This window comes from Citrobacter sp. S39 (assembly GCF_009495675.1).
In the GTDB taxonomy this organism is placed as follows: domain Bacteria; phylum Pseudomonadota; class Gammaproteobacteria; order Enterobacterales; family Enterobacteriaceae; genus Citrobacter; species Citrobacter freundii.
In genome coordinates this window covers 4,191,996-4,210,618 of sequence record NZ_CP045555.1, presented here as the reverse complement: position 1 = coordinate 4,210,618, position 18,623 = coordinate 4,191,996, and the positions used below count along the sequence as shown (strand labels likewise).

Below are 18,623 nucleotides of genomic sequence, written 5' to 3'. Positions count from 1 at the left end.
CTTAGCTAAATATTGCGGTAATAGAAGCGCTGGCGAGCGAGTGGAAATGGACGTTAAATCCAACCATCGCGCCGCTGGCGTCCTCATCGACATCAATACGCTCCACATCCAGTGCGTGAACCGTAAAGATATAGCGGTGGTTTTCCCCCTTCGGCGGCGCAGCGCCACCATAACCGGCTTTACCAAAATCCGTGCGTGTTTGCAGCACGCCTTCCGGCAACGCAACCAGCCCCGAGCCGTAACCTTGTGGTAAAACCCGGGTATCTGCAGGCAGGTTAACCACCACCCAGTGCCACCAGCCGGAGCCGGTTGGCGCATCAGGATCGTAACAGGTCACGACAAAGCTTTTAGTCCCGGCGGGCACATCATCCCATGCCAGGTGCGGGGAAATATTATCCCCGTCATATCCCATGCCGTTAAAGACGTGGCGATGAGGAAGCTTTTCGCCATCGCGCAGATCGTTACTGATTAGTTTCATGCTGACTCCTCTCGTTAGCCAAAAAGTGTAGCCAGAAACCGTAGAGCTTACCGCTGATTAATCGCTAAAAAATGTTGCATTGCGCACAGCCTCGTTGACGGCCTGGGTCAGACGACGCAGTTGTTCGGGCTTGATGATGTACGGCGGCATCAGATAAATGAGCTTACCAAACGGTCTTACCCACACGCCCTGTTCGACAAAGAACTTCTGTAACGCGGCCATATTCACCGGATGCGTGGTTTCTATCACGCCGATGGCACCAAGCACGCGCACGTCGGCGACCCAACGGGAATCTGCCGCCGGGGCGAGTTCTTCACGCAACTGCGCTTCAATGGCCGCGACCTGCGAGCGCCATTCGCCGGTTTCGAGCAGCGACAGGCTGGCAGAGGCGACGGCGCAGGCCAGTGGATTACCCATGAAAGTCGGGCCGTGCATAAAACATCCGGCTTCACCGTTACTGATGGTTTCCGCAACCAGGCGCGTGGTCAGGGTGGCGGAAAGGGTCATCGTTCCGCCGGTTAACGCTTTGCCAAGGCACAAAATGTCCGGAGTGATATCGGCATGCTCACAGGCAAACAGCTTGCCCGTGCGACCAAATCCGGTGGCGATTTCATCGGCAATCAGCAAAATGCCTTCCCGGTCACACATCTTACGGATGCGCTTTAACCATTCGGGGTGATACATGCGCATGCCGCCAGCGCCCTGCACAATCGGCTCAAGGATCACTGCCGCAATTTCGTGGCGATGTGCGGCCATCAGACGGGCAAAAGGCACCATATCCAGTTCGTCCCATTCGCCGCCCATCCGGCTTTGCGGAGCGGGCGCAAACAGGTTATCAGGCAGATAACCCTTCCACAGACTGTGCATCGAGTTGTCGGGATCGCAGACCGACATCGCGCCGAAAGTATCGCCGTGATAACCGTTACGAAATGTCAGGAAACGCTGACGGGATTCACCTTTGGCCTGCCAGTATTGCAGCGCCATTTTCATCGCGACTTCCACGGCGACCGAACCAGAATCCGCGAGAAAAACGCACTCCAGCGCCTCGGGCGTCATCGCCACCAACTGGCGACACAGCGCAATAGCCGGGGCATGGGTAATGCCGCCAAACATCACGTGCGACATGGCATCAATCTGCGTTTTCATCGCGGCATTCAGCTGCGGGTGATTGTAACCGTGGATCGCCGCCCACCAGGATGACATGCCGTCAATCAGCTTCTCACCGCTGGCTAATATCAGTTCACAACCTTCGGCACGCGTCACCGGATAAACCGGTAGCGGGGAGGTCATGGAGGTGTAAGGGTGCCAGATATGGCGTTGGTCAAACGCAAGATCGTCCGTTGTCATAATCGACTTGTAAACCAAATTAAAAAGATTTAGGTTTACGAGTCTACACCAAACTAACAACGAAACGTATACCAATATGGCTCATTCTTCTCGCTGGACAATGTCGCAAGTCACCGAATTATTTGAAAAACCGCTGCTGGATCTGTTGTTTGAAGCGCAGCAGGTTCATCGTCAGCATTTCGATCCGCGGCAGGTACAAGTTAGTACGCTGCTGTCGATTAAGACCGGTGCTTGCCCGGAAGACTGCAAATACTGCCCGCAAAGTTCCCGCTATAAAACCGGACTGGAAACGGAACGTTTGATGGAAGTTGAACAGGTTCTGGACTCTGCCCGTAAGGCGAAACAAGCCGGCTCAACGCGGTTTTGCATGGGCGCGGCGTGGAAGAACCCTCACGAACGCGATATGCCGTACCTGGAAAAAATGGTTCAGGGCGTGAAAGAACTGGGGCTGGAAGCCTGTATGACGCTGGGCACGCTGGACGAATCTCAGGCCCAGCGCCTGGCCAATGCGGGTCTGGACTACTACAACCACAACCTCGACACCTCGCCGGAATTTTACGGCAATATCATTACCACCCGTTCGTATCAGGAGCGCCTGGATACGCTGGATAAAGTGCGTGAGGCGGGCATTAAAGTTTGCTCCGGCGGGATTGTGGGGCTGGGTGAAACAGTGAACGACCGCGCGGGTCTGCTGCTGCAATTAGCGAATCTGCCGACGCCGCCGGAAAGCGTGCCGATCAACATGTTGGTGAAAGTGAAGGGCACGCCGCTTGCCGATAACGACGACGTAGATGCTTTTGATTTTATACGTACTATCGCCGTCGCGCGCATCATGATGCCGACCTCATACGTACGTCTTTCTGCCGGGCGCGAGCAGATGAACGAACAAACCCAGGCAATGTGCTTTATGGCCGGGGCCAACTCGATTTTCTACGGCTGCAAACTGCTGACCACGCCGAACCCGAACGAAGATAAAGATTTATTGTTGTTCCGTAAGCTGGGTCTTAACCCGCAGCAAACGGCGGTACTGGCGGGTGATAACGAACAGCAACAACGTCTGGAGCAGGCGCTGCGTACCCCGGATACCGACGATTACTACAACGCGGCAACCGTATGACCTGGCAGCAAAAAATCGACGATGCGCTAACGGCGCGTCGTCGTGCTGATGCGTGGCGTCGGCGCTATGCAGTGACACAGGGTGCTGGTCGCTGGTTACAGGCTGGCGGTCGTCAGTATCTGAATTTCTCCAGCAACGACTATCTCGGCTTAAGCCACCATCCGCAAATTATCTGCGCGTGGCAGCAGGGTGCAGAGCGTTTTGGCGTCGGCAGTGGCGGCTCGGGCCATGTCAGCGGTTATTCCGTTGCTCATCAGGCGCTGGAAGAAGAGCTGGCGCAGTGGCTCGGTTATTCCCGGGCGCTGTTGTTCATCTCCGGTTTTGCCGCTAATCAGGCAGTGATAGCCGCATTGATGGAAAAAGACGATCGCATTGTCGCCGACAGGCTTAGCCATGCCTCGCTGTTGGAGGCCGCCAGCCTTAGCCCTGCTGTTTTACGTCGCTTTACCCATAACGATCCGCAACATCTGGAGCGTCTGCTGACTTCCCCCTGTCCGGGGCAGCAACTGGTGGTCACTGAAGGCGTATTCAGCATGGATGGCGATAGTGCGCCGCTGGCAAAAATCCACGCGGTGGCGAAACGGCAGGGCGCGTGGCTGCTGGTGGATGATGCGCATGGGATTGGCGTAAGCGGTGAGGAAGGGCGCGGCTCGTGCTCTCGACAGCAGGTGAAACCTGAGCTGCTCGTGGTGACGTTTGGCAAAGGGTTTGGCGTCAGCGGTGCGGCGATCCTGTGTTCTGATAGCGTGGCCGACTATCTGCTGCAGTTTGCCCGCCATCTGATCTACAGCACCAGCATGCCTCCGGCGCAGGCGCAGGCTTTACGCGCTGCGCTGGCGGTGATCCGCAGCCGTGAAGGCGATGAACGCCGGGAAAAGTTAGCGATGCTGATCCAGCGTTTTCGCGCTGGGGTGAATACTACGGATTTGACGCTGGCGCATTCAGACAGCGCTATTCAACCGCTGATCGTTGGCGACAATCATAAAGCCCTGCAACTGGCACAGACATTACGGCAACAGGGATGCTGGGTGACGGCAATTCGCCCACCAACGGTGCCCATTGGTACGGCCAGATTACGGCTGACGCTGACCCAGGCGCATGAGGTGCAGGATATCGATCGTCTACTGGAGGTGTTGCATGGCGCAGGTCAATAAACAGGCGATTGCCGCCGCGTTTGGCCGCGCTGCCACCCACTATGAGCAACACGCAGAGCTACAACGTCAGAGTGCCGATGCGTTACTGGCACAACTCGATGGCCGGGCGTTCTCAAGGGTTTTGGACGCGGGCTGTGGGCCTGGGCGTATGAGTCGCTACTGGCGGGAGCAGGGGAGCGAGGTCTGCGCGCTGGATCTGTCGGCGCAAATGCTGGCTGAAGCGCAGCGTCACGATGTTGCCCATCACTATCTGCTGGCGGATATCGAAGCCATTCCGCAGGCCGCTGCCACTTTCGACCTGGCCTGGAGCAATCTGGCCGTGCAGTGGTGCAGCGACCTACGCGGTGCGTTAAGCGAGCTATACCGGGTGGTGCGTCCTGGCGGAACGGTGGCGTTTAGTACCCTGGCGCAAGGTTCGATGCCGGAACTTCGTCAGGCGTGGCGAACAGTTGATGACCGGGAGCATGCCAACCGTTTTTTGCCCGTGGAGCAACTGGAAAACGCGCTGTGCGGCTGGGACGTTGAATACCAGTCTCATGCCGTCACGCTGTGGTTTGACGATGCGCTGAGCGCCATGCGCTCGTTGAAGGGTATTGGTGCGACGCATTTGCATGATGGACGCGAGCAGCGTGTGCTGACCCGCTCGCAACTGCGTCAGCTACAGCTCGCCTGGCCCTGTCAGCAGGGGAAATATCCGCTGACCTATCATCTTTTTTTGGGAGTGATTCAACGTGACTAACACGTATTTTGTCACCGGGACGGACACTGAAGTAGGTAAAACTATCGCCAGCTGTGCGTTGCTTCAGGCGGCGGGACAATTGGGGTTGCGAACCGTCGGCTATAAGCCGGTGGCGTCAGGCAGTGAAATGACGGATGAAGGTCTGCGAAACAGTGATGCGCTGGCACTACAGCGCAACAGTGTTGTAGCCGTGGATTATGCAGCCATCAATCCGTATACCTTCGCGGAACCTACCTCACCGCATATCATCAGTGCTGACGAAGGGCGCCCCATTCAGGCCTCCGTGATGTCTGCGGGTTTACGCCTGCTTGAAGAACAGGCTGACTGGGTATTGGTGGAAGGTGCAGGCGGATGGTTTACGCCGCTTTCGCCAACGCTGAGTTTTTCTGACTGGGTAAAAGAGGAACAACTGCCGGTGATTCTGGTGGTTGGCGTTAAGCTCGGTTGTATCAATCATGCCATTTTGACCGCCCTGGCGGTGCAGCAGGCCGGGCTGACGCTCGCCGGATGGGTTGCCAATGATGTGACGCCACCCGGCAAGCGTCATGCTGAATATATGGCGACGCTAAAGCGTGCGCTTGCGGCTCCGCTGCTGGGGGAAATTCCCTGGCTGGCAGAAGAGCCGGAGCAAGCATCGACAGGTCGTTATATCGATCTTAGCGTTTTGTCTCTGGCATCCACCAGTCGTTGATTAGCGGGTCGCTGAATTGTGTTATTTGCCCTTGAGCCACGTTGCGGCCACGATGTAACAAGCAATAGCAGTCGGCGACCCGACGAATGAACGGCAGGCTCTGCTCCGCGAGCATAATGGTGATGCCAAGCTCCTGGCTTAGCCTTACAATCAGATTCCCCAGTTTGTGGATATACGCCTGGCCTGTTCCTCGTGTGGGCTCATCGAGGATCAGCAGACGCGGGCGAGTGACCAACGCACTGGCGAGTGCAAGCTGGTGCTGATTTTCCTCCGACAATGCCACTCCTTTGGCCTGACGCAGTACAAACAGCTGTGGAAACAGGCGGTAAATATCGCTGCTGTTCATTGCTTCGCTTTCCTCAACCGCCTGGCGCGCAATGTGCAGATTTTCCTCTACCGTCAGTTGCGAAAAAATTCGCCGCTCCTGTGATACACAGTTAATACCTAGTGCAATGCGCTTTGCCGCCGGAATCTGAAGCAGATCGCAAGGTGGTGCGCCAGCCTGATGCCAGAACATAGTTCCGCTCTCAATCGGTAAATTGCCGATGATGCAATTGGCAAGCGTAGTCTTTCCCATCCCTGGAAGACCCAGCACGGCGGTACATTTACCGGGCAACAGGTCGAGATCGACATCCCAAAGCGAGTGTTGATTACCGTAATAGTGATTCACTGCACGAAGACTCAACATAGATTTCTCCCTCATGATGATATCCGCCTCGCGGACTGGTGGTCGGGAGAAAGCTGCAAATCTCTTGCCAGAAGCGGAATTGGGGAAAAATACAGCAGGATGGCGTGCAGCGCTGGCGGTAAATTCTTACTGACCGCATTCCTGACGTTGTTTTGTGCACATTGGCAGTGCCTGGTGGTGTCGTGATGGTGCAGTCAGGAAAATGATGAAAATGCGAGCAAGATCTCGGCCATCCGAGGTCGCTTCGTTAGCTGAAAAATATCAAAAAATAGCGATAATTTTTTTTTATCCCACCAGAAAAGACCATCAGGACGTTTTTGCCAGGCTACAGTCCATACGGGCTGGAGGCAGTTATCCACTATTCCTGTGGATAACCTTGTGTATTAGGGTTAGAAAACACAATGTAAGCGAGAGAAGACGCGGCCTGCGACTAAATTGATGCGAAAGACGGCTCGAGATGATAATCATTAAATTACAGGATGTTAGATAAATGCAATGGCTGTCGCAGAAGTGTCATGCGTTGCCACAAAACTTTCATCGAGTAGCTTGACAAATGTTAAAAAAGTCATTGGTTTGGGGATAACACATTTTTGCTGGTGTTTTATCTTGCCTGCGGACAAATTTTAGCCTGTAGTCACGGCCATTTTGCTGGGGTAACAGAAATATTCTGGCGCGTTACTGTTTTTTCATCCAGTATATTTTACTGGCAAAATATACGGCTGCGAGTAAAATTACACACCTGCCCGCCCATTGCTTCAGGTAGCTGCTCATGAGTAAACCGTTCAAACTAAATTCCGCTTTTAAACCCTCTGGCGATCAGCCTGAGGCGATTCGTCGCCTGGAAGAAGGTCTGGAGGATGGTCTGGCGCATCAGACGTTACTGGGGGTGACGGGGTCGGGGAAAACATTCACCATCGCTAACGTGATTGCGGACTTGCAGCGTCCTACCATGGTGCTGGCCCCCAATAAGACACTTGCTGCTCAGCTGTACGGTGAGATGAAAGAGTTCTTCCCGGATAACGCGGTGGAGTATTTTGTCTCTTACTACGACTATTATCAGCCGGAAGCCTACGTACCCAGTTCTGACACCTTCATCGAGAAAGATGCTTCGGTCAACGAACATATTGAGCAGATGCGCCTGTCGGCAACCAAAGCGCTGCTGGAACGTCGCGATGTCGTTGTCGTGGCGTCGGTTTCCGCGATTTATGGTCTGGGTGACCCGGATCTGTACCTGAAAATGATGCTGCACCTGACGGTGGGGATGATTATCGACCAGCGTGCGATCCTGCGTCGTCTGGCGGAGCTGCAATATACCCGCAACGATCAGGCATTCCAGCGCGGGACCTTCCGCGTGCGTGGTGAAGTGATCGACATTTTCCCGGCAGAATCAGACGACATCGCGCTGCGCGTGGAACTGTTTGATGAAGAGGTCGAACGTTTATCGCTGTTTGACCCGCTGACTGGGCAGGTCGAATCCACAATTTCGCGCTACACCATCTATCCTAAAACGCACTACGTGACGCCGCGCGAACGTATCGTGCAGGCGATGGAAGAAATCAAAGTTGAGCTGGCAGAGCGGCGTAAAATTCTGTTGGCAAATAACAAACTGCTGGAAGAACAACGCTTAAGTCAGCGTACCCAGTTCGATTTGGAAATGATGAATGAGCTGGGTTACTGCTCGGGGATTGAAAACTACTCCCGCTATCTGTCCGGGCGCGGCCCTGGCGAGCCGCCGCCGACGCTGTTTGATTACCTGCCTGCCGATGGCCTGTTGGTGGTGGATGAATCCCACGTGACTATCCCGCAAATTGGAGGCATGTATCGCGGCGATCGGGCGCGTAAAGAAACCCTGGTCGAATACGGATTCCGTCTGCCGTCGGCGCTGGATAACCGCCCGCTCAAATTTGAAGAGTTCGAGGCGCTGGCTCCGCAAACTATCTACGTTTCGGCGACGCCGGGCAACTATGAGCTGGAGAAATCCGGTGATGAAGTGGTCGATCAGGTGGTACGACCGACCGGCCTGCTGGATCCGGTCATTGAGGTGCGTCCGGTGGCGACGCAGGTTGACGATCTGCTGTCGGAGATCCGCACCCGTGCGGCGATTAACGAACGTGTGCTGGTCACCACGCTGACCAAACGGATGGCAGAAGACCTCACAGAATACCTCGAAGAACATGGCGAGCGGGTGCGTTATCTGCACTCTGACATCGATACCGTCGAACGTATGGAAATCATTCGTGACCTGCGTCTGGGCGAGTTTGACGTGCTGGTGGGTATCAACCTGTTACGTGAAGGTCTGGACATGCCTGAGGTCTCCCTGGTGGCGATTCTGGACGCAGACAAAGAAGGGTTCCTGCGTTCTGAACGTTCGCTTATCCAGACCATCGGTCGTGCGGCGCGAAACATCAACGGTAAGGCTATTCTCTACGGCGATAAAATTACCGCCTCAATGGCTAAAGCGATTGGTGAAACCGAACGTCGTCGTGAGAAACAGCAACTCTACAACGAAGAGCACGGTATTACGCCGCAGGGCCTGAATAAGAAAGTGGTCGATATTCTGGCGCTGGGTCAGAATATTGCGAAGACCAAGGCGAAAGGCAAAGGGAAGTCACGTGCAGGCGCGAAGTCTGAAGTTGTGGAACTGGATATGACGCCAAAAGCGCTGCAGCAGAAAATTCACGAGCTGGAAGGGCAGATGATGCTGCATGCGCAGAATCTCGAATTTGAAGAGGCAGCGACGATCCGCGACCAGTTGCATCAACTGCGCGAGTTGTTTATCGCAGCATCGTAAGAGTGTGCCGGATGCGGGGTAAACCCCTTATCCGGCCTACGGCAAAGATCGCGTTCGTAGGTCGGATGCCGGAGCAGAGCGTTTTGTAGGCCTGATAAGCGCAGCGCATCAGGCTAATCCGTTTAGCCCAGCGCCTGTACCGCTTTTTCCAGCGCGCTGTGCAACAACTGTCGGTCGTGGCGATACGGAATATCGCTGGCTTCCAGCACTTCCTGAATGACAACGCGGTCGGTAACGGCGGAAGCATCCACTTTCGGCCCCACAACCACCGCATCAATCACTTTTTTCCCGACGTACTGTTCAATAATGGCCAGCTTATCGCTAAGCGTCAGGCTGGCTGCTGGCAGGCTTAATTCGCGCCCAAGATTGCCTATATAGACCATCGGAGCCGGTGTGCGACGCAAGGCCTGCGCCATTTCGTCGAGCAGCAGGATCGGCATCAGGCTGGTGTAAAAACTGCCGGGTCCTATCAGAATCAAATCCGCGTCGGCGATAGCCTCTACTGCTTCCCGCGTGGTGGGGACTTTTGGCGACAGCATTAGCTCCTGAGGCGGGATAGTAAGCTGATCGATATTCACTTCGCCATAGACTTCATGCCCCTGATCGTCGATAGCCATCAAATCCACCGGCAGCTCCGACATCGGAATTAAATGCGCATCGACCTTCAGCAGGTTACGAATTAAATTGATGGCTTCCAGAGGCCGCACGCTCAGGTGATCGAGCGCCTTTAACATCAGATTTCCGAGGTTATGCCCGGAAAGCTCGCCATTACCGCCAAAACGGTACTCAAACATCGCGGATGCGACGCTGGGCTGGGTAATTAACTGGTTCAGACAGTTACGCATGTCTCCCCAGGCTATCCCGCCTTCAGAGCGACGAATACGACCTGTCGACCCGCCGTTATCCGTGGTGGTGACGATACCCGTCAGGCGGGAACCTAATGGGGAAAGAGAGGAGAGAACGCGTCCTAATCCATGCCCTCCGCCGAGAGCGACAACGCGGTCCAGATCTGCCAGCGTGCGAGTGCGCATATATTTTCCTGATATCAATTGATCCGCGCTACAGTAACGTAAATAGCGTGTTTTCAGCAATTATCCAGTCGGCATCAGCCGTAATTTTTTTCTGCAATCTACTCCTTTCTGACGAGATCCACCTGATGGCAAGATGATGTATATCAATGCAAAACTGTGGTTTTTGCTTATTCTGTAGCGAAATTGCACGATCATGTCGTTATGTATGTATTTATATAACGAAAGTGTACATGGCAAAAGCGTCATTTACACGCTAGTATCGGCATAACCACTAAGTACTCTTAATAATTTGAGTTGCCGGAAGCCAACGCATCTGCAACACGAAGTATGACGAGTATAAACACTCTAGCCTCTGCACCTGGGTCAAATGATACGGTGCTTTGGCCGTGACAAGACTTGAAAAAGTTTGTCACCAGGGCGCAGGAAGAAATGACTACGTCTCCCGTATTTGGAAAGGTGTACATGGGCTCTCAACTTACCGATGCTTTCGCACGTAAGTTTTACTACTTACGTTTGTCGATTACCGATGTGTGTAACTTTCGTTGCACCTACTGCTTGCCGGATGGCTATAAGCCCGGTGGGGTCACCAATAACGGCTTTCTGACCGTTGATGAAATTCGTCGCGTCACGCGCGCGTTCGCCAGTCTGGGAACGGAAAAAGTGCGTCTGACGGGGGGCGAACCTTCACTGCGTCGCGACTTTACTGACATTATCGCCGCCGTGCGCGAAAACGACGCCATCCGTCAGATTGCGGTAACCACCAATGGTTATCGTCTGGCGCGCGATGCTGCTGCCTGGCGCGATGCCGGACTGACCGCGCTCAACGTCAGCGTCGACAGCCTGGATGCCCGTCAGTTTCATGCCATTACCGGGCAGGACAAGTTTCAACAGGTGATGGCAGGCATTGACGCCGCCTTTGATGCGGGTTTTGAAAAAGTGAAAGTCAACACCGTGCTGATGCGCGATGTAAACCATCATCAGCTGGACACCTTCCTTGCGTGGATCCAACCTCGGCCAATCCAACTGCGTTTTATTGAACTGATGGAAACGGGCGAGGGCAGCTCTCTGTTCCGTAAACACCATATCTCCGGACAGGTACTTCGCGATGAGCTGCTGCGTCGCGGCTGGATCCACCAGATCCGACAGCGCAGCGACGGCCCGGCTCAGGTTTTCTGTCATCCTGATTATGTTGGTGAAATTGGTCTGATCATGCCTTATGAGAAAGACTTCTGCGCCACCTGTAATCGTCTGCGCGTTTCCTCTGTTGGCAAGCTTCATCTGTGTTTATTTGGTGAAGGCGGCGTAAGCCTGCGTGATTTGCTGGAAGATGACGCTCAGCAGTCGGCGCTGGAAGAACGTATTTCAGCCGCGCTGCTGGAGAAAAAGCAGACTCATTTCCTGCATCAGAACAATACCGGTATTACGCAAAACTTATCTTACATTGGCGGCTGATCGCTAAAAGGAGTTTTTCATGAGTCAGGTAAGCGCTGAATTTATCCCGACACGCATTGCTATTCTTACTGTTTCCAACCGTCGCGGCGAAGAAGATGACACCTCCGGCCATTATCTGCGTGACTCGGCGCAAGAAGCGGGTCATCAGATTGTCGATAAGGCGATTGTCAAAGAAAACCGTTACGCCATCCGCGCCCAGGTTTCTGCCTGGATTGCCAGTGATGATGTACAGGTAGTGCTCATTACTGGCGGTACCGGGTTAACCGAAGGGGACCAGGCGCCGGAAGCGCTGCAACCGCTGTTTGACAGAGAAGTTGAAGGGTTTGGCGAAGTCTTCCGTATGCTGTCGTTTGAAGAGATTGGCACCGCGACGCTGCAATCCCGTGCGATTGCCGGAGTGGCCAATAAAACGCTGATTTTCGCCATGCCGGGTTCGACCAAAGCGTGTCGTACCGCCTGGGAAAATATCATTGCGCCGCAGCTTGATGCCCGTACGCGTCCGTGTAATTTCCACCCACATTTGAAGAAATAAGTATGTCGCAACTGACTCATATTAACGCCGCTGGCGAAGCGCATATGGTGGATGTCTCCGCCAAAGCGGAAACCGTACGCGAGGCGCGTGCTGAAGCATTCGTGACCATGCGTAGCGAAACGCTGGCGATGATTATCGATGGCAGCCACCATAAGGGTGATGTATTCGCCACGGCGCGTATTGCGGGTATTCAGGCCGCCAAACGTACCTGGGATCTTATCCCGCTGTGCCATCCGCTGATGCTGAGTAAGGTGGAAGTCAATCTTCACGCTGAACCGGAGCACAACCGCGTACGGATTGAAACGCTGTGTCGCCTGACCGGTAAAACCGGCGTTGAAATGGAAGCGTTAACGGCGGCCTCCGTGGCGGCGTTGACCATCTACGATATGTGCAAAGCGGTGCAAAAGGATATGGTGATTGGTCCGGTGCGTCTGCTGGCAAAAAGCGGCGGCAAGTCCGGAGATTTTAAGGTAGATGCGCATGATTAAGGTTCTCTTCTTTGCTCAGGTACGCGAACTGGTAAACACCGATGCGTTAGAGGTTGCCGCCCAGTTTGCAACGGTAGAAGCGCTGCGCAAGCATCTTGCCGCAAAAAGCGATCGCTGGGCGCTGGCACTGGAAGACGGCAAGTTGCTGGCGGCGGTAAACCAGACGCTGGTCAGTTTTGATCATCCCCTTAACTCAGGTGACGAAGTGGCTTTCTTCCCACCGGTAACCGGAGGCTAAGATGGCGGAAACGCGAATTGTTGTTGGCCCTGCGCCGTTTCGCGTCGGGGATGAGTATCCCTGGCTGGCAGAGCGCGATGAAGACGGCGCGGTAGTCACTTTCACCGGTAAAGTGCGCAATCACAATCTCGGTGACAGCGTTAAGGCGTTAACGCTGGAACACTATCCGGGAATGACCGAAAAAGCGCTGGCGGAGATTGTCGACGAAGCGCGTTTGCGCTGGCCGCTGGGTCGGGTGACGGTGATTCATCGCATTGGCGAACTGTGGCCGGGTGACGAAATCGTGTTTGTTGGCGTGACCAGTGCGCATCGCAGCAGCGCGTTTGATGCCGGGCAATTCATTATGGATTACCTGAAAACCCGCGCGCCGTTCTGGAAACGCGAGGCCACGCCGGAAGGTGAGCGCTGGGTTGATGCCCGCGACAGCGATAAGCTAGCAGCAAAACGCTGGTAGAGTACAATTGTTGTAGGCTCATACTGATTCAGGAGATTGTCATGGACCGATTCCCACGATCCGATTCTATTGTACAGGCCCGTTCCGGCCTGCAAACGTATATGGCGCAGGTATACGGCTGGATGACCTGCGGACTGATGCTGACGGCGTTTATCGCCTGGTATGCGGCAAATACACCCGCGGTGATGATGTTTGTCTTCTCCAGCAAAATCACCTTCTTTGGCCTGATCATCGCTCAACTGGCGCTGGTGTTCGTCCTGTCCGGTATGGTGCAAAGGCTGAGCGCGGGTATGGCGACCACGCTGTTTATGCTCTATTCGGCATTAACCGGGCTGACGCTATCAAGCATTTTTATCGTCTATACCTACTCGTCTATCGCCAGCACCTTCGTGGTTACCGGAGGGATGTTCGGGATCATGAGTTTGTATGGCTACACCACCAAACGTGATCTGAGCGGCTTCGGCAATATGCTGTTTATGGCGTTGATCGGTATTGTGCTGGCCTCACTGGTTAACTTTTGGCTGAAGAGTGAAGCGCTAATGTGGGCGGTGACCTATATCGGGGTGATTGTGTTTGTTGGTCTGACCGCCTATGACACGCAGAAGTTGAAAAATATCGGTGAGCAGATTGACCTGCGCGACAGCTCCAATCTGCGTAAATACGCGATTCTTGGGGCCTTAACGCTGTATCTGGACTTCATCAACCTGTTCCTGATGCTGCTACGTATTTTCGGCAATCGTCGTTAATTCTCTGTTGCCGGATGGCGCTGCGCTTATCCGGCCTACCGCTTGGTATCAAAAGTAGGCCGGATAAAGGGTTAAGCCGTATCCGGCACTATATATACTATCATTTCGCCATCGCCTTTTCGTTTTTTACCCGCAACTTTTTTGCCCGACTCTCCAGCAGCAAATAACACACCAGTGCCAGAAGCAGCGGAATAAAATAGTACAACACGCGATACGCGAGCAGGGCAGCAATGATCGTTCCCTGAGACGTGTCCTCTCCTGCCAGCAGCGCCATAAACACCGCTTCCAGCACGCCGATCCCCGCTGGAATATGCACGATTACGCCGGCAATACTGCTCACCAGCAGCACGCCCAGCACGAAGAAATAATCGATATTCTGGCCGAGCAACAACCAGATAATCGCCCCCATTACCATCCAGTTCGCACTGGATATCGTCATTTGCGCGAGGGCAAATTTCCAGGAGGGCAGCACCAGTTTTTGGCCCTTGATGGTGATGTGACGATGTTTAGAGAAGGCGCAAAACCACAGATAAACAACAATAATCAGCAGCAGCGCAATGCCTAAGATGCGCAATGTGCCTTCATCGATATACCAGTGTGCGGGCAGTTCGACGACGCCGAAGGTAAATATAAAACCGCCCAGCAGAATATAGCCCAGCCAGTTAGTGGTAATACTCAGCGAAAAAATCCGCGTTATTGTGCCCCCCGGCAATCCGAGGCGCGAGTAAAGGCGATAACGCATCCCTATACCACCCACCCAGGTGCTCAACGTCAGGTTGAAGGCGTAACAGATAAACGACACCAGCATGACCTGGCGTTTTGCCAGTTTGTGGCCGCAGTAGTAGCGCCCGAGCAGATCATAACAGCCGTAAAGTAAATAACTGACGATCACCAACCCCACGGCGCTGAGCAGGGCGATCCGATTGTAATCGCGGATGACCGTCCACACCTCCTGCCAGTTGACCTTGCTGGCATAAACAACCAGCAGCACGATCACCGCAATAAAAAACAGCCATGTGAGGATCTTTTTCGCTAACCGCCAGCGTCGGTGGCTTTTTGCCATCAGGTTTTCCCTCCTGCATCCTCTGTTTGTATACGGTCCTGAGTTTCCAGAGCGGGCTGCGCGGGCGGCTCTACCTCGGCCAGATGCGGGGTATGCGCCGGCAGCCAGCCGACCAGCGCCGGGAAGTGGCGTAAAAAGTGGAAGGTCAGTACGCTCTTGGTCAGGTTCCACCAGGTGCGTTTTGGCAGCATGGATTCATCAACCCGCTTGCAGTCCTGCGCAATAATGGGGTTCAGGTTGTCACGAAGGGTCTGATTAAACGTGCGGTCATGAATAATCAGATTTGCCTCCAGATTCAGTGACAGGCTCAGTGGATCAAGATTGCTGGAGCCCACCGTCGCCCAGTGATCGTCCATCAGCGCCACTTTGCCATGCAGAGGTTTACGGCGGTATTCATAGACATGGACGCCGCCTTTTACCAGATAGTTGTACAGCAGGCGGGCACCCACTTTCACAATCGGCATATCCGGTTCACCCTGCACGATGAGTTTTACCCGCACGCCCCGTCGGGCCGCTTTACGCAGGGCATGCAGAAAGCGATAGCCGGGAAAGAAGTAGGCATTGGCGATGATTACCTCCCGCCGTGCCTGGGTCAGCATTTTCAGATAGTGGCGTTCAATATCATCACGATGTTCTTCGTTATCGCGCCAGACAAACAGCGCCTGCGCTTCGCCGGGGCGATGATTGTCGATTGCCCGGTGATGACGTCGCCACCAGCGTCGTACAGCGCTCTGTCCGGGCAAGTTTTCCAGCACGAATTTCAGAATGTCAGCAACGACTGGACCTTCAACGCGCACGGCGTAATCCTGCTTGGCCTCCGGACCGTAATCAGACATGTGTTCAGCGGAGTAATTGATGCCGCCAACAAAGGCAACACGATCATCAATGACCACAATTTTGCGATGCATACGACGAAAGAGATTAGTGCGCATCCCGAACAGACGCGGACGCGGATCGTAGTAGCGGAAAACAACGCCGGCTACGGTGAGCTCTTCGACAAAACTGTCGCTAAGATCCGGCGAGCCGTAGCCATCCAGTAACACCTCTGCTTTGATTCCTCGCCGGGCGGCTTCAAGCAACGCGGCATGCAGCTGTTTTCCTACCGCATCTTCAAACCAGATAAAGGTCTCGAGGATTATTTTTTGCTGCGCCTGTTCAATGGCGTCAAAGACGGCGGGGTAGAATTGATCGCCGTTTTCCAGTAGTTGAATTTGATTGCCTTCACGCCAGCCATATTTCATAAATGAATCTCCGCACTCAGAGGGGCATGATCGGACAAATGTCGCCAGTGACGCAGCGCCAGCGTCGTTGGGGTACTGGCATTCGCGTTTTTCACATAGATCCTGTCCAGACGCAGCAGGGGAAACTGCACCGGAAATGTTCGCGCCGGGCGGCCGTGGGCGCGGGTAAAAATCTCGTCAAGGCCAGCTTTGGCTTTCAACGGGCGATTGGCCGTTTGTCGCCAGTCGTTAAAATCACCGGCAATCACCACCGGCTCCGCGTCGGGCAGAGCGTTAACCCAGTCGGCCAGCATCGCGAGCTGGGCCTGGCGGTGAGCTTCACGCAGGCCGAGGTGCACACACATCACATGGATGGGGTGGGAGAGCATTGGCGGTACGATTCGGCAGTAAAGGACTCCGCGCTTTTCACTCGCGCCGACCGACACATCACGATTTTCATAATGCTCAATGGGATACCGCGACAGCACAGCATTACCGTGATGTCCCTGCGGGTACACGGCGTTACGCCCGTAGGCGAAGTCGCTCCACATCGTGTCCGCCAGAAATTCGTAGTGGCTGGTATCCGGCCAGTTCTCAATGTGCAGCGAATGAGCTTCGTGCGCACCCATCACTTCCTGCAGGCATACAATGTCTGCACCGACCGTTCTGACGGCCTCCCTTAGCTCAGGTAAAATAAAACGCCGGTTGAAGGCGGTGAACCCTTTGTGAGTATTAATGGTGAGCACATTGAATGAAAATTGAACTCCCGATCCGCTCATGAGCCTCCCGTTGGCGTCACTTCCTAAATAAAATAGTGTAGTCATCGTCACAAAAAGATGCAGTGTTGCGGAATTTTCCGTAAAGTCCGGTACTCTGAACAATTAGTTGAAAATCCTTCAGGAGAAAAGCCATGAGGTGGCAACAACGTGTTCGTGTCGCAACGGGTCTAAGTTGCTGGCAGATTGTGTTGCATTTACTGGTAGTGGCGTTGCTGGTAATGGGCTGGATGAGCGGCACGCTGGTGCGCGTCGGCCTGGGATTATGCGTCGTTTACGGCGTAACGGTTTTATTAATGCTGGCCTTGCAACGTCACCATGAACAACGCTGGCGCGATGTCGCTGATGTGCTGGAAGAGCTGACTACCACGTGGTATTTCGGTGCCGCAATGATCGTGCTGTGGTTGCTGTCGCGCGTGCTGCAAAACAACGTCTTGCTGGCACTGGCGGGTCTGGTGATCCTGGCCGGACCCGCCGTGGTCTCGCTGCTGGCGAAAGACAAAAAGCTACATCACCTTACGTCGAAACATCGCATACGCCGCTGAGCCGGTTGTGGCCGCTATCACCAACAGCGGCCACAAACTTCCCCAGACAATCTGCAGACTCGCATCCTTCAGGTAAATCTGTTTCGTGATGTCCGTAAAATGGCGGATCGGGTTTATCCACGTCAGATTCTGCAACCAGACCGGCATGTTTTCGACCGGTGAGACGTAGCCCGAGAGTAAAATCGCCGGCATCATAAACACAAACACGCCGATAAACGCTTGCTGCTGGGTGGCGCACAGCGATGAAATCAGCAGACCAAAGCCGACCAGCGACAGCCCGTAAATTACCATTGTGAAATAGAACAACCCCAGTGAACCGGCAAATGGAATGTCATAAGCCCAGATACCAATTGCTAGCACAATGGTGGCCTGAAAAGTAGCCACAATCAGCGCGGGCACAGCTTTACCGATGAAAATCTGCCAGGTGGTAAGCGGGGAGACCAGCAGCTGATCCAGCGTACCTTGCTCGCGCTCGCGAGCAACCGAAAGCGAGGTGACGATCATTACGCCGATAGTGGTGATCATGGCGATCAGCGACGGCACCACGAACCATTTATAATCCAGATTCGGGTTGTACCAGTTACGCACGACCAGCTCGCTGTTGTTTGGTTTCAGCTTGCCGTCCATCAGCTCCTGCTGATACGTCTTAACGATTTGCTGCAGGTAATTGGCGGCAATTTGCGCGCTGTTGGAGTTACGCCCGTCGAGGATAATCTGCATAGGAGCTTGCTGGAAGGTGTCCAGGTTGCGCGAAAAATTGGCCGGGAAGCGCACCAGCAGCAGGGCTTTTTGCGTATCGATGGTAGGCTTAATCTCCTGCGGGCTTTTCAGCAGCAGAACATGCGTAAAAGCGCTGGCGCGGGCGAAGCGCTGGGTAAGCTCAACCGAATGTTTACCGTTGTCTTCGTTATAGATAGCGATCGTGGCGTTGGTGACTTCCAGCGTTGCCGCGAACGGGAACAGGATCACCTGAATCAGCACCGGTAAAATCAGAATGGCTCGCGTCTGCGGTTCGCGTAATAGCGATTGCAGCTCTTTGCGAATTAATGTCCATAAGCGATGAAACATGCCCG

Annotated in this window: 20 protein-coding genes and 1 riboswitch; of the genes, 12 read left to right on the top strand and 8 right to left on the bottom strand. The window is 54.3% G+C overall.

Annotation, left to right across the window (positions count from 1 at the left end; all coding sequences use genetic code 11):
* Position 1: 1 nt before the first annotated feature.
* Both GFB57_RS20170 and bioA read right to left on the bottom strand, forming a co-directional pair.
* Positions 2–478 carry a kinase inhibitor gene (locus tag GFB57_RS20170; RefSeq protein WP_003035168.1) on the bottom strand — a complete coding sequence of 159 codons (477 nt, stop codon included), beginning with the start codon at positions 476–478 and terminating at the stop codon, positions 2–4.
* A gap of 57 nt (positions 479–535) precedes the next feature.
* Entirely contained in the window at positions 536–1,825 is a 1,290-nt protein-coding gene (gene bioA / locus GFB57_RS20165) for an adenosylmethionine--8-amino-7-oxononanoate transaminase (protein ID WP_003035170.1), read from the bottom strand.
* A gap of 76 nt (positions 1,826–1,901) precedes the next feature.
* Here bioA and bioB point away from each other — a divergent pair, with 76 nt between their 5' ends.
* The 4 genes from bioB to bioD are packed head-to-tail and all read left to right on the top strand — an operon-like array spanning position 1,902 to position 5,526.
* Positions 1,902–2,942 carry a biotin synthase BioB gene (bioB, locus tag GFB57_RS20160; RefSeq protein ID WP_003035172.1) on the top strand — a complete coding sequence of 347 codons (1,041 nt, stop codon included), beginning with the start codon at positions 1,902–1,904 and terminating at the stop codon, positions 2,940–2,942.
* Positions 2,939–4,096 carry an 8-amino-7-oxononanoate synthase gene (gene bioF, locus GFB57_RS20155; protein ID WP_003035174.1) on the top strand — a complete coding sequence of 386 codons (1,158 nt, stop codon included), beginning with the start codon at positions 2,939–2,941 and terminating at the stop codon, positions 4,094–4,096. The genes bioB and bioF overlap by 4 nt, the downstream gene beginning before the upstream one ends.
* Complete coding sequence (bioC, locus tag GFB57_RS20150) at positions 4,080–4,835, top strand: malonyl-ACP O-methyltransferase BioC (RefSeq protein ID WP_003035177.1); 756 nt, start codon at positions 4,080–4,082, stop codon at positions 4,833–4,835. The genes bioF and bioC overlap by 17 nt, the downstream gene beginning before the upstream one ends.
* Entirely contained in the window at positions 4,828–5,526 is a 699-nt protein-coding gene (bioD, locus tag GFB57_RS20145) for a dethiobiotin synthase (protein ID WP_003035179.1), read from the top strand. The genes bioC and bioD overlap by 8 nt, the downstream gene beginning before the upstream one ends.
* On the opposite strand, the gene GFB57_RS20140 is transcribed toward bioD, so the two are convergent.
* Positions 5,492–6,214 (bottom strand): ATP-binding cassette domain-containing protein, encoded by a 723-nt coding sequence (locus tag GFB57_RS20140; protein WP_003035181.1) that lies wholly within the window; start codon positions 6,212–6,214, stop codon positions 5,492–5,494. The genes bioD and GFB57_RS20140 overlap by 35 nt on opposite strands.
* 769 nt (positions 6,215–6,983) lie before the next feature.
* Between GFB57_RS20140 and uvrB the strand changes: the two genes are divergently transcribed.
* Positions 6,984–9,005 carry an excinuclease ABC subunit UvrB gene (uvrB, locus tag GFB57_RS20135; protein WP_003035183.1) on the top strand — a complete coding sequence of 674 codons (2,022 nt, stop codon included), beginning with the start codon at positions 6,984–6,986 and terminating at the stop codon, positions 9,003–9,005.
* Positions 9,006–9,127: 122 nt separating this feature from the next.
* Here uvrB and yvcK read toward each other — a convergent pair whose 3' ends face one another.
* Positions 9,128–10,036 carry a uridine diphosphate-N-acetylglucosamine-binding protein YvcK gene (gene yvcK / locus GFB57_RS20130; protein ID WP_003035185.1) on the bottom strand — a complete coding sequence of 303 codons (909 nt, stop codon included), beginning with the start codon at positions 10,034–10,036 and terminating at the stop codon, positions 9,128–9,130.
* A gap of 329 nt (positions 10,037–10,365) precedes the next feature.
* A riboswitch (molybdenum cofactor riboswitch) is annotated at positions 10,366–10,511 on the top strand.
* On the opposite strand from yvcK, the gene moaA reads away from it, so the two are divergent.
* The 6 genes from moaA to GFB57_RS20100 all read left to right on the top strand — a co-directional run bounded on the left by moaA (position 10,499) and on the right by GFB57_RS20100 (position 13,946).
* Positions 10,499–11,488 (top strand): GTP 3',8-cyclase MoaA, encoded by a 990-nt coding sequence (gene moaA / locus GFB57_RS20125; protein WP_003035186.1) that lies wholly within the window; start codon positions 10,499–10,501, stop codon positions 11,486–11,488. (Overlaps the previous riboswitch by 13 nt.)
* A 19-nt stretch (positions 11,489–11,507) precedes the next feature.
* Complete coding sequence (gene moaB / locus GFB57_RS20120) at positions 11,508–12,020, top strand: molybdenum cofactor biosynthesis protein B (protein ID WP_003035187.1); 513 nt, start codon at positions 11,508–11,510, stop codon at positions 12,018–12,020.
* 2 nt (positions 12,021–12,022) lie between these two features.
* Entirely contained in the window at positions 12,023–12,508 is a 486-nt protein-coding gene (gene moaC, locus GFB57_RS20115) for a cyclic pyranopterin monophosphate synthase MoaC (protein ID WP_003035188.1), read from the top strand.
* On the top strand, positions 12,501–12,746 hold the full coding sequence (moaD, locus tag GFB57_RS20110) for a molybdopterin synthase sulfur carrier subunit (RefSeq protein WP_003035189.1): 246 nt from the start codon (positions 12,501–12,503) through the stop codon (positions 12,744–12,746). Before moaC ends, moaD begins: the two co-directional genes overlap by 8 nt.
* A 1-nt stretch (position 12,747) precedes the next feature.
* The gene (moaE, locus tag GFB57_RS20105; RefSeq protein ID WP_003035193.1) at positions 12,748–13,200 is read left to right on the top strand and encodes a molybdopterin synthase catalytic subunit MoaE; all 453 of its coding nucleotides are present in this window, start codon (positions 12,748–12,750) and stop codon (positions 13,198–13,200) included.
* Between the two features lie 41 nt (positions 13,201–13,241).
* Positions 13,242–13,946 carry a Bax inhibitor-1/YccA family protein gene (locus GFB57_RS20100; RefSeq protein WP_003035195.1) on the top strand — a complete coding sequence of 235 codons (705 nt, stop codon included), beginning with the start codon at positions 13,242–13,244 and terminating at the stop codon, positions 13,944–13,946.
* A gap of 100 nt (positions 13,947–14,046) precedes the next feature.
* Here the strand turns inward: GFB57_RS20100 and GFB57_RS20095 are convergent, their stop codons facing one another.
* Genes GFB57_RS20095 through GFB57_RS20085 form a run of 3 tightly spaced genes read right to left on the bottom strand, consistent with a single transcriptional unit; the run spans position 14,047 to position 17,008 of the window.
* Positions 14,047–15,009: a YbhN family protein gene (locus tag GFB57_RS20095; protein WP_003035197.1), complete on the bottom strand. Its 963-nt coding sequence runs from the start codon at positions 15,007–15,009 to the stop codon at positions 14,047–14,049.
* A complete protein-coding gene (gene clsB, locus GFB57_RS20090; RefSeq protein ID WP_003035199.1) occupies positions 15,009–16,250 on the bottom strand; it encodes a cardiolipin synthase ClsB in 1,242 nt (413 codons plus the stop codon). Before clsB ends, GFB57_RS20095 begins: the two co-directional genes overlap by 1 nt.
* Positions 16,247–17,008, bottom strand: coding sequence for an endonuclease/exonuclease/phosphatase family protein (locus tag GFB57_RS20085; RefSeq protein ID WP_003035201.1), 762 nt, complete (start codon positions 17,006–17,008; stop codon positions 16,247–16,249). The genes clsB and GFB57_RS20085 overlap by 4 nt, the downstream gene beginning before the upstream one ends.
* Positions 17,009–17,139: 131 nt before the next feature.
* Between GFB57_RS20085 and GFB57_RS20080 the strand changes: the two genes are divergently transcribed.
* Positions 17,140–17,550, top strand: a complete 411-nt coding sequence (locus GFB57_RS20080) for a YbhQ family protein (protein WP_003035203.1) — start codon at positions 17,140–17,142, stop codon at positions 17,548–17,550.
* On the opposite strand, the gene GFB57_RS20075 is transcribed toward GFB57_RS20080, so the two are convergent.
* Positions 17,512–18,618, bottom strand: a complete 1,107-nt coding sequence (locus tag GFB57_RS20075) for an ABC transporter permease (protein ID WP_003035205.1) — start codon at positions 18,616–18,618, stop codon at positions 17,512–17,514. The two genes, GFB57_RS20080 and GFB57_RS20075, sit on opposite strands and share 39 nt — an antisense overlap.
* Positions 18,619–18,623 lie beyond the last annotated feature (5 nt).

Coding starts and splice junctions, on each gene's coding strand:
- GFB57_RS20170 (WP_003035168.1), bottom strand. CDS start 478: ATGAAACTAATCAGTAACGATCTGCGCGATGGCGAAAAGCTTCCTCAT.
- bioA (WP_003035170.1), bottom strand. CDS start 1,825: ATGACAACGGACGATCTTGCGTTTGACCAACGCCATATCTGGCACCCT.
- bioB (WP_003035172.1), top strand. CDS start 1,902: ATGGCTCATTCTTCTCGCTGGACAATGTCGCAAGTCACCGAATTATTT.
- bioF (WP_003035174.1), top strand. CDS start 2,939: ATGACCTGGCAGCAAAAAATCGACGATGCGCTAACGGCGCGTCGTCGT.
- bioC (WP_003035177.1), top strand. CDS start 4,080: ATGGCGCAGGTCAATAAACAGGCGATTGCCGCCGCGTTTGGCCGCGCT.
- GFB57_RS20140 (WP_003035181.1), bottom strand. CDS start 6,214: ATGTTGAGTCTTCGTGCAGTGAATCACTATTACGGTAATCAACACTCG.
- uvrB (WP_003035183.1), top strand. CDS start 6,984: ATGAGTAAACCGTTCAAACTAAATTCCGCTTTTAAACCCTCTGGCGAT.
- yvcK (WP_003035185.1), bottom strand. CDS start 10,036: ATGCGCACTCGCACGCTGGCAGATCTGGACCGCGTTGTCGCTCTCGGC.
- moaA (WP_003035186.1), top strand. CDS start 10,499: ATGGGCTCTCAACTTACCGATGCTTTCGCACGTAAGTTTTACTACTTA.
- moaB (WP_003035187.1), top strand. CDS start 11,508: ATGAGTCAGGTAAGCGCTGAATTTATCCCGACACGCATTGCTATTCTT.
- moaC (WP_003035188.1), top strand. CDS start 12,023: ATGTCGCAACTGACTCATATTAACGCCGCTGGCGAAGCGCATATGGTG.
- moaD (WP_003035189.1), top strand. CDS start 12,501: ATGATTAAGGTTCTCTTCTTTGCTCAGGTACGCGAACTGGTAAACACC.
- moaE (WP_003035193.1), top strand. CDS start 12,748: ATGGCGGAAACGCGAATTGTTGTTGGCCCTGCGCCGTTTCGCGTCGGG.
- GFB57_RS20100 (WP_003035195.1), top strand. CDS start 13,242: ATGGACCGATTCCCACGATCCGATTCTATTGTACAGGCCCGTTCCGGC.
- GFB57_RS20095 (WP_003035197.1), bottom strand. CDS start 15,009: ATGGCAAAAAGCCACCGACGCTGGCGGTTAGCGAAAAAGATCCTCACA.
- clsB (WP_003035199.1), bottom strand. CDS start 16,250: ATGAAATATGGCTGGCGTGAAGGCAATCAAATTCAACTACTGGAAAAC.
- GFB57_RS20085 (WP_003035201.1), bottom strand. CDS start 17,008: ATGAGCGGATCGGGAGTTCAATTTTCATTCAATGTGCTCACCATTAAT.
- GFB57_RS20080 (WP_003035203.1), top strand. CDS start 17,140: ATGAGGTGGCAACAACGTGTTCGTGTCGCAACGGGTCTAAGTTGCTGG.
- GFB57_RS20075 (WP_003035205.1), bottom strand. CDS start 18,618: ATGTTTCATCGCTTATGGACATTAATTCGCAAAGAGCTGCAATCGCTA.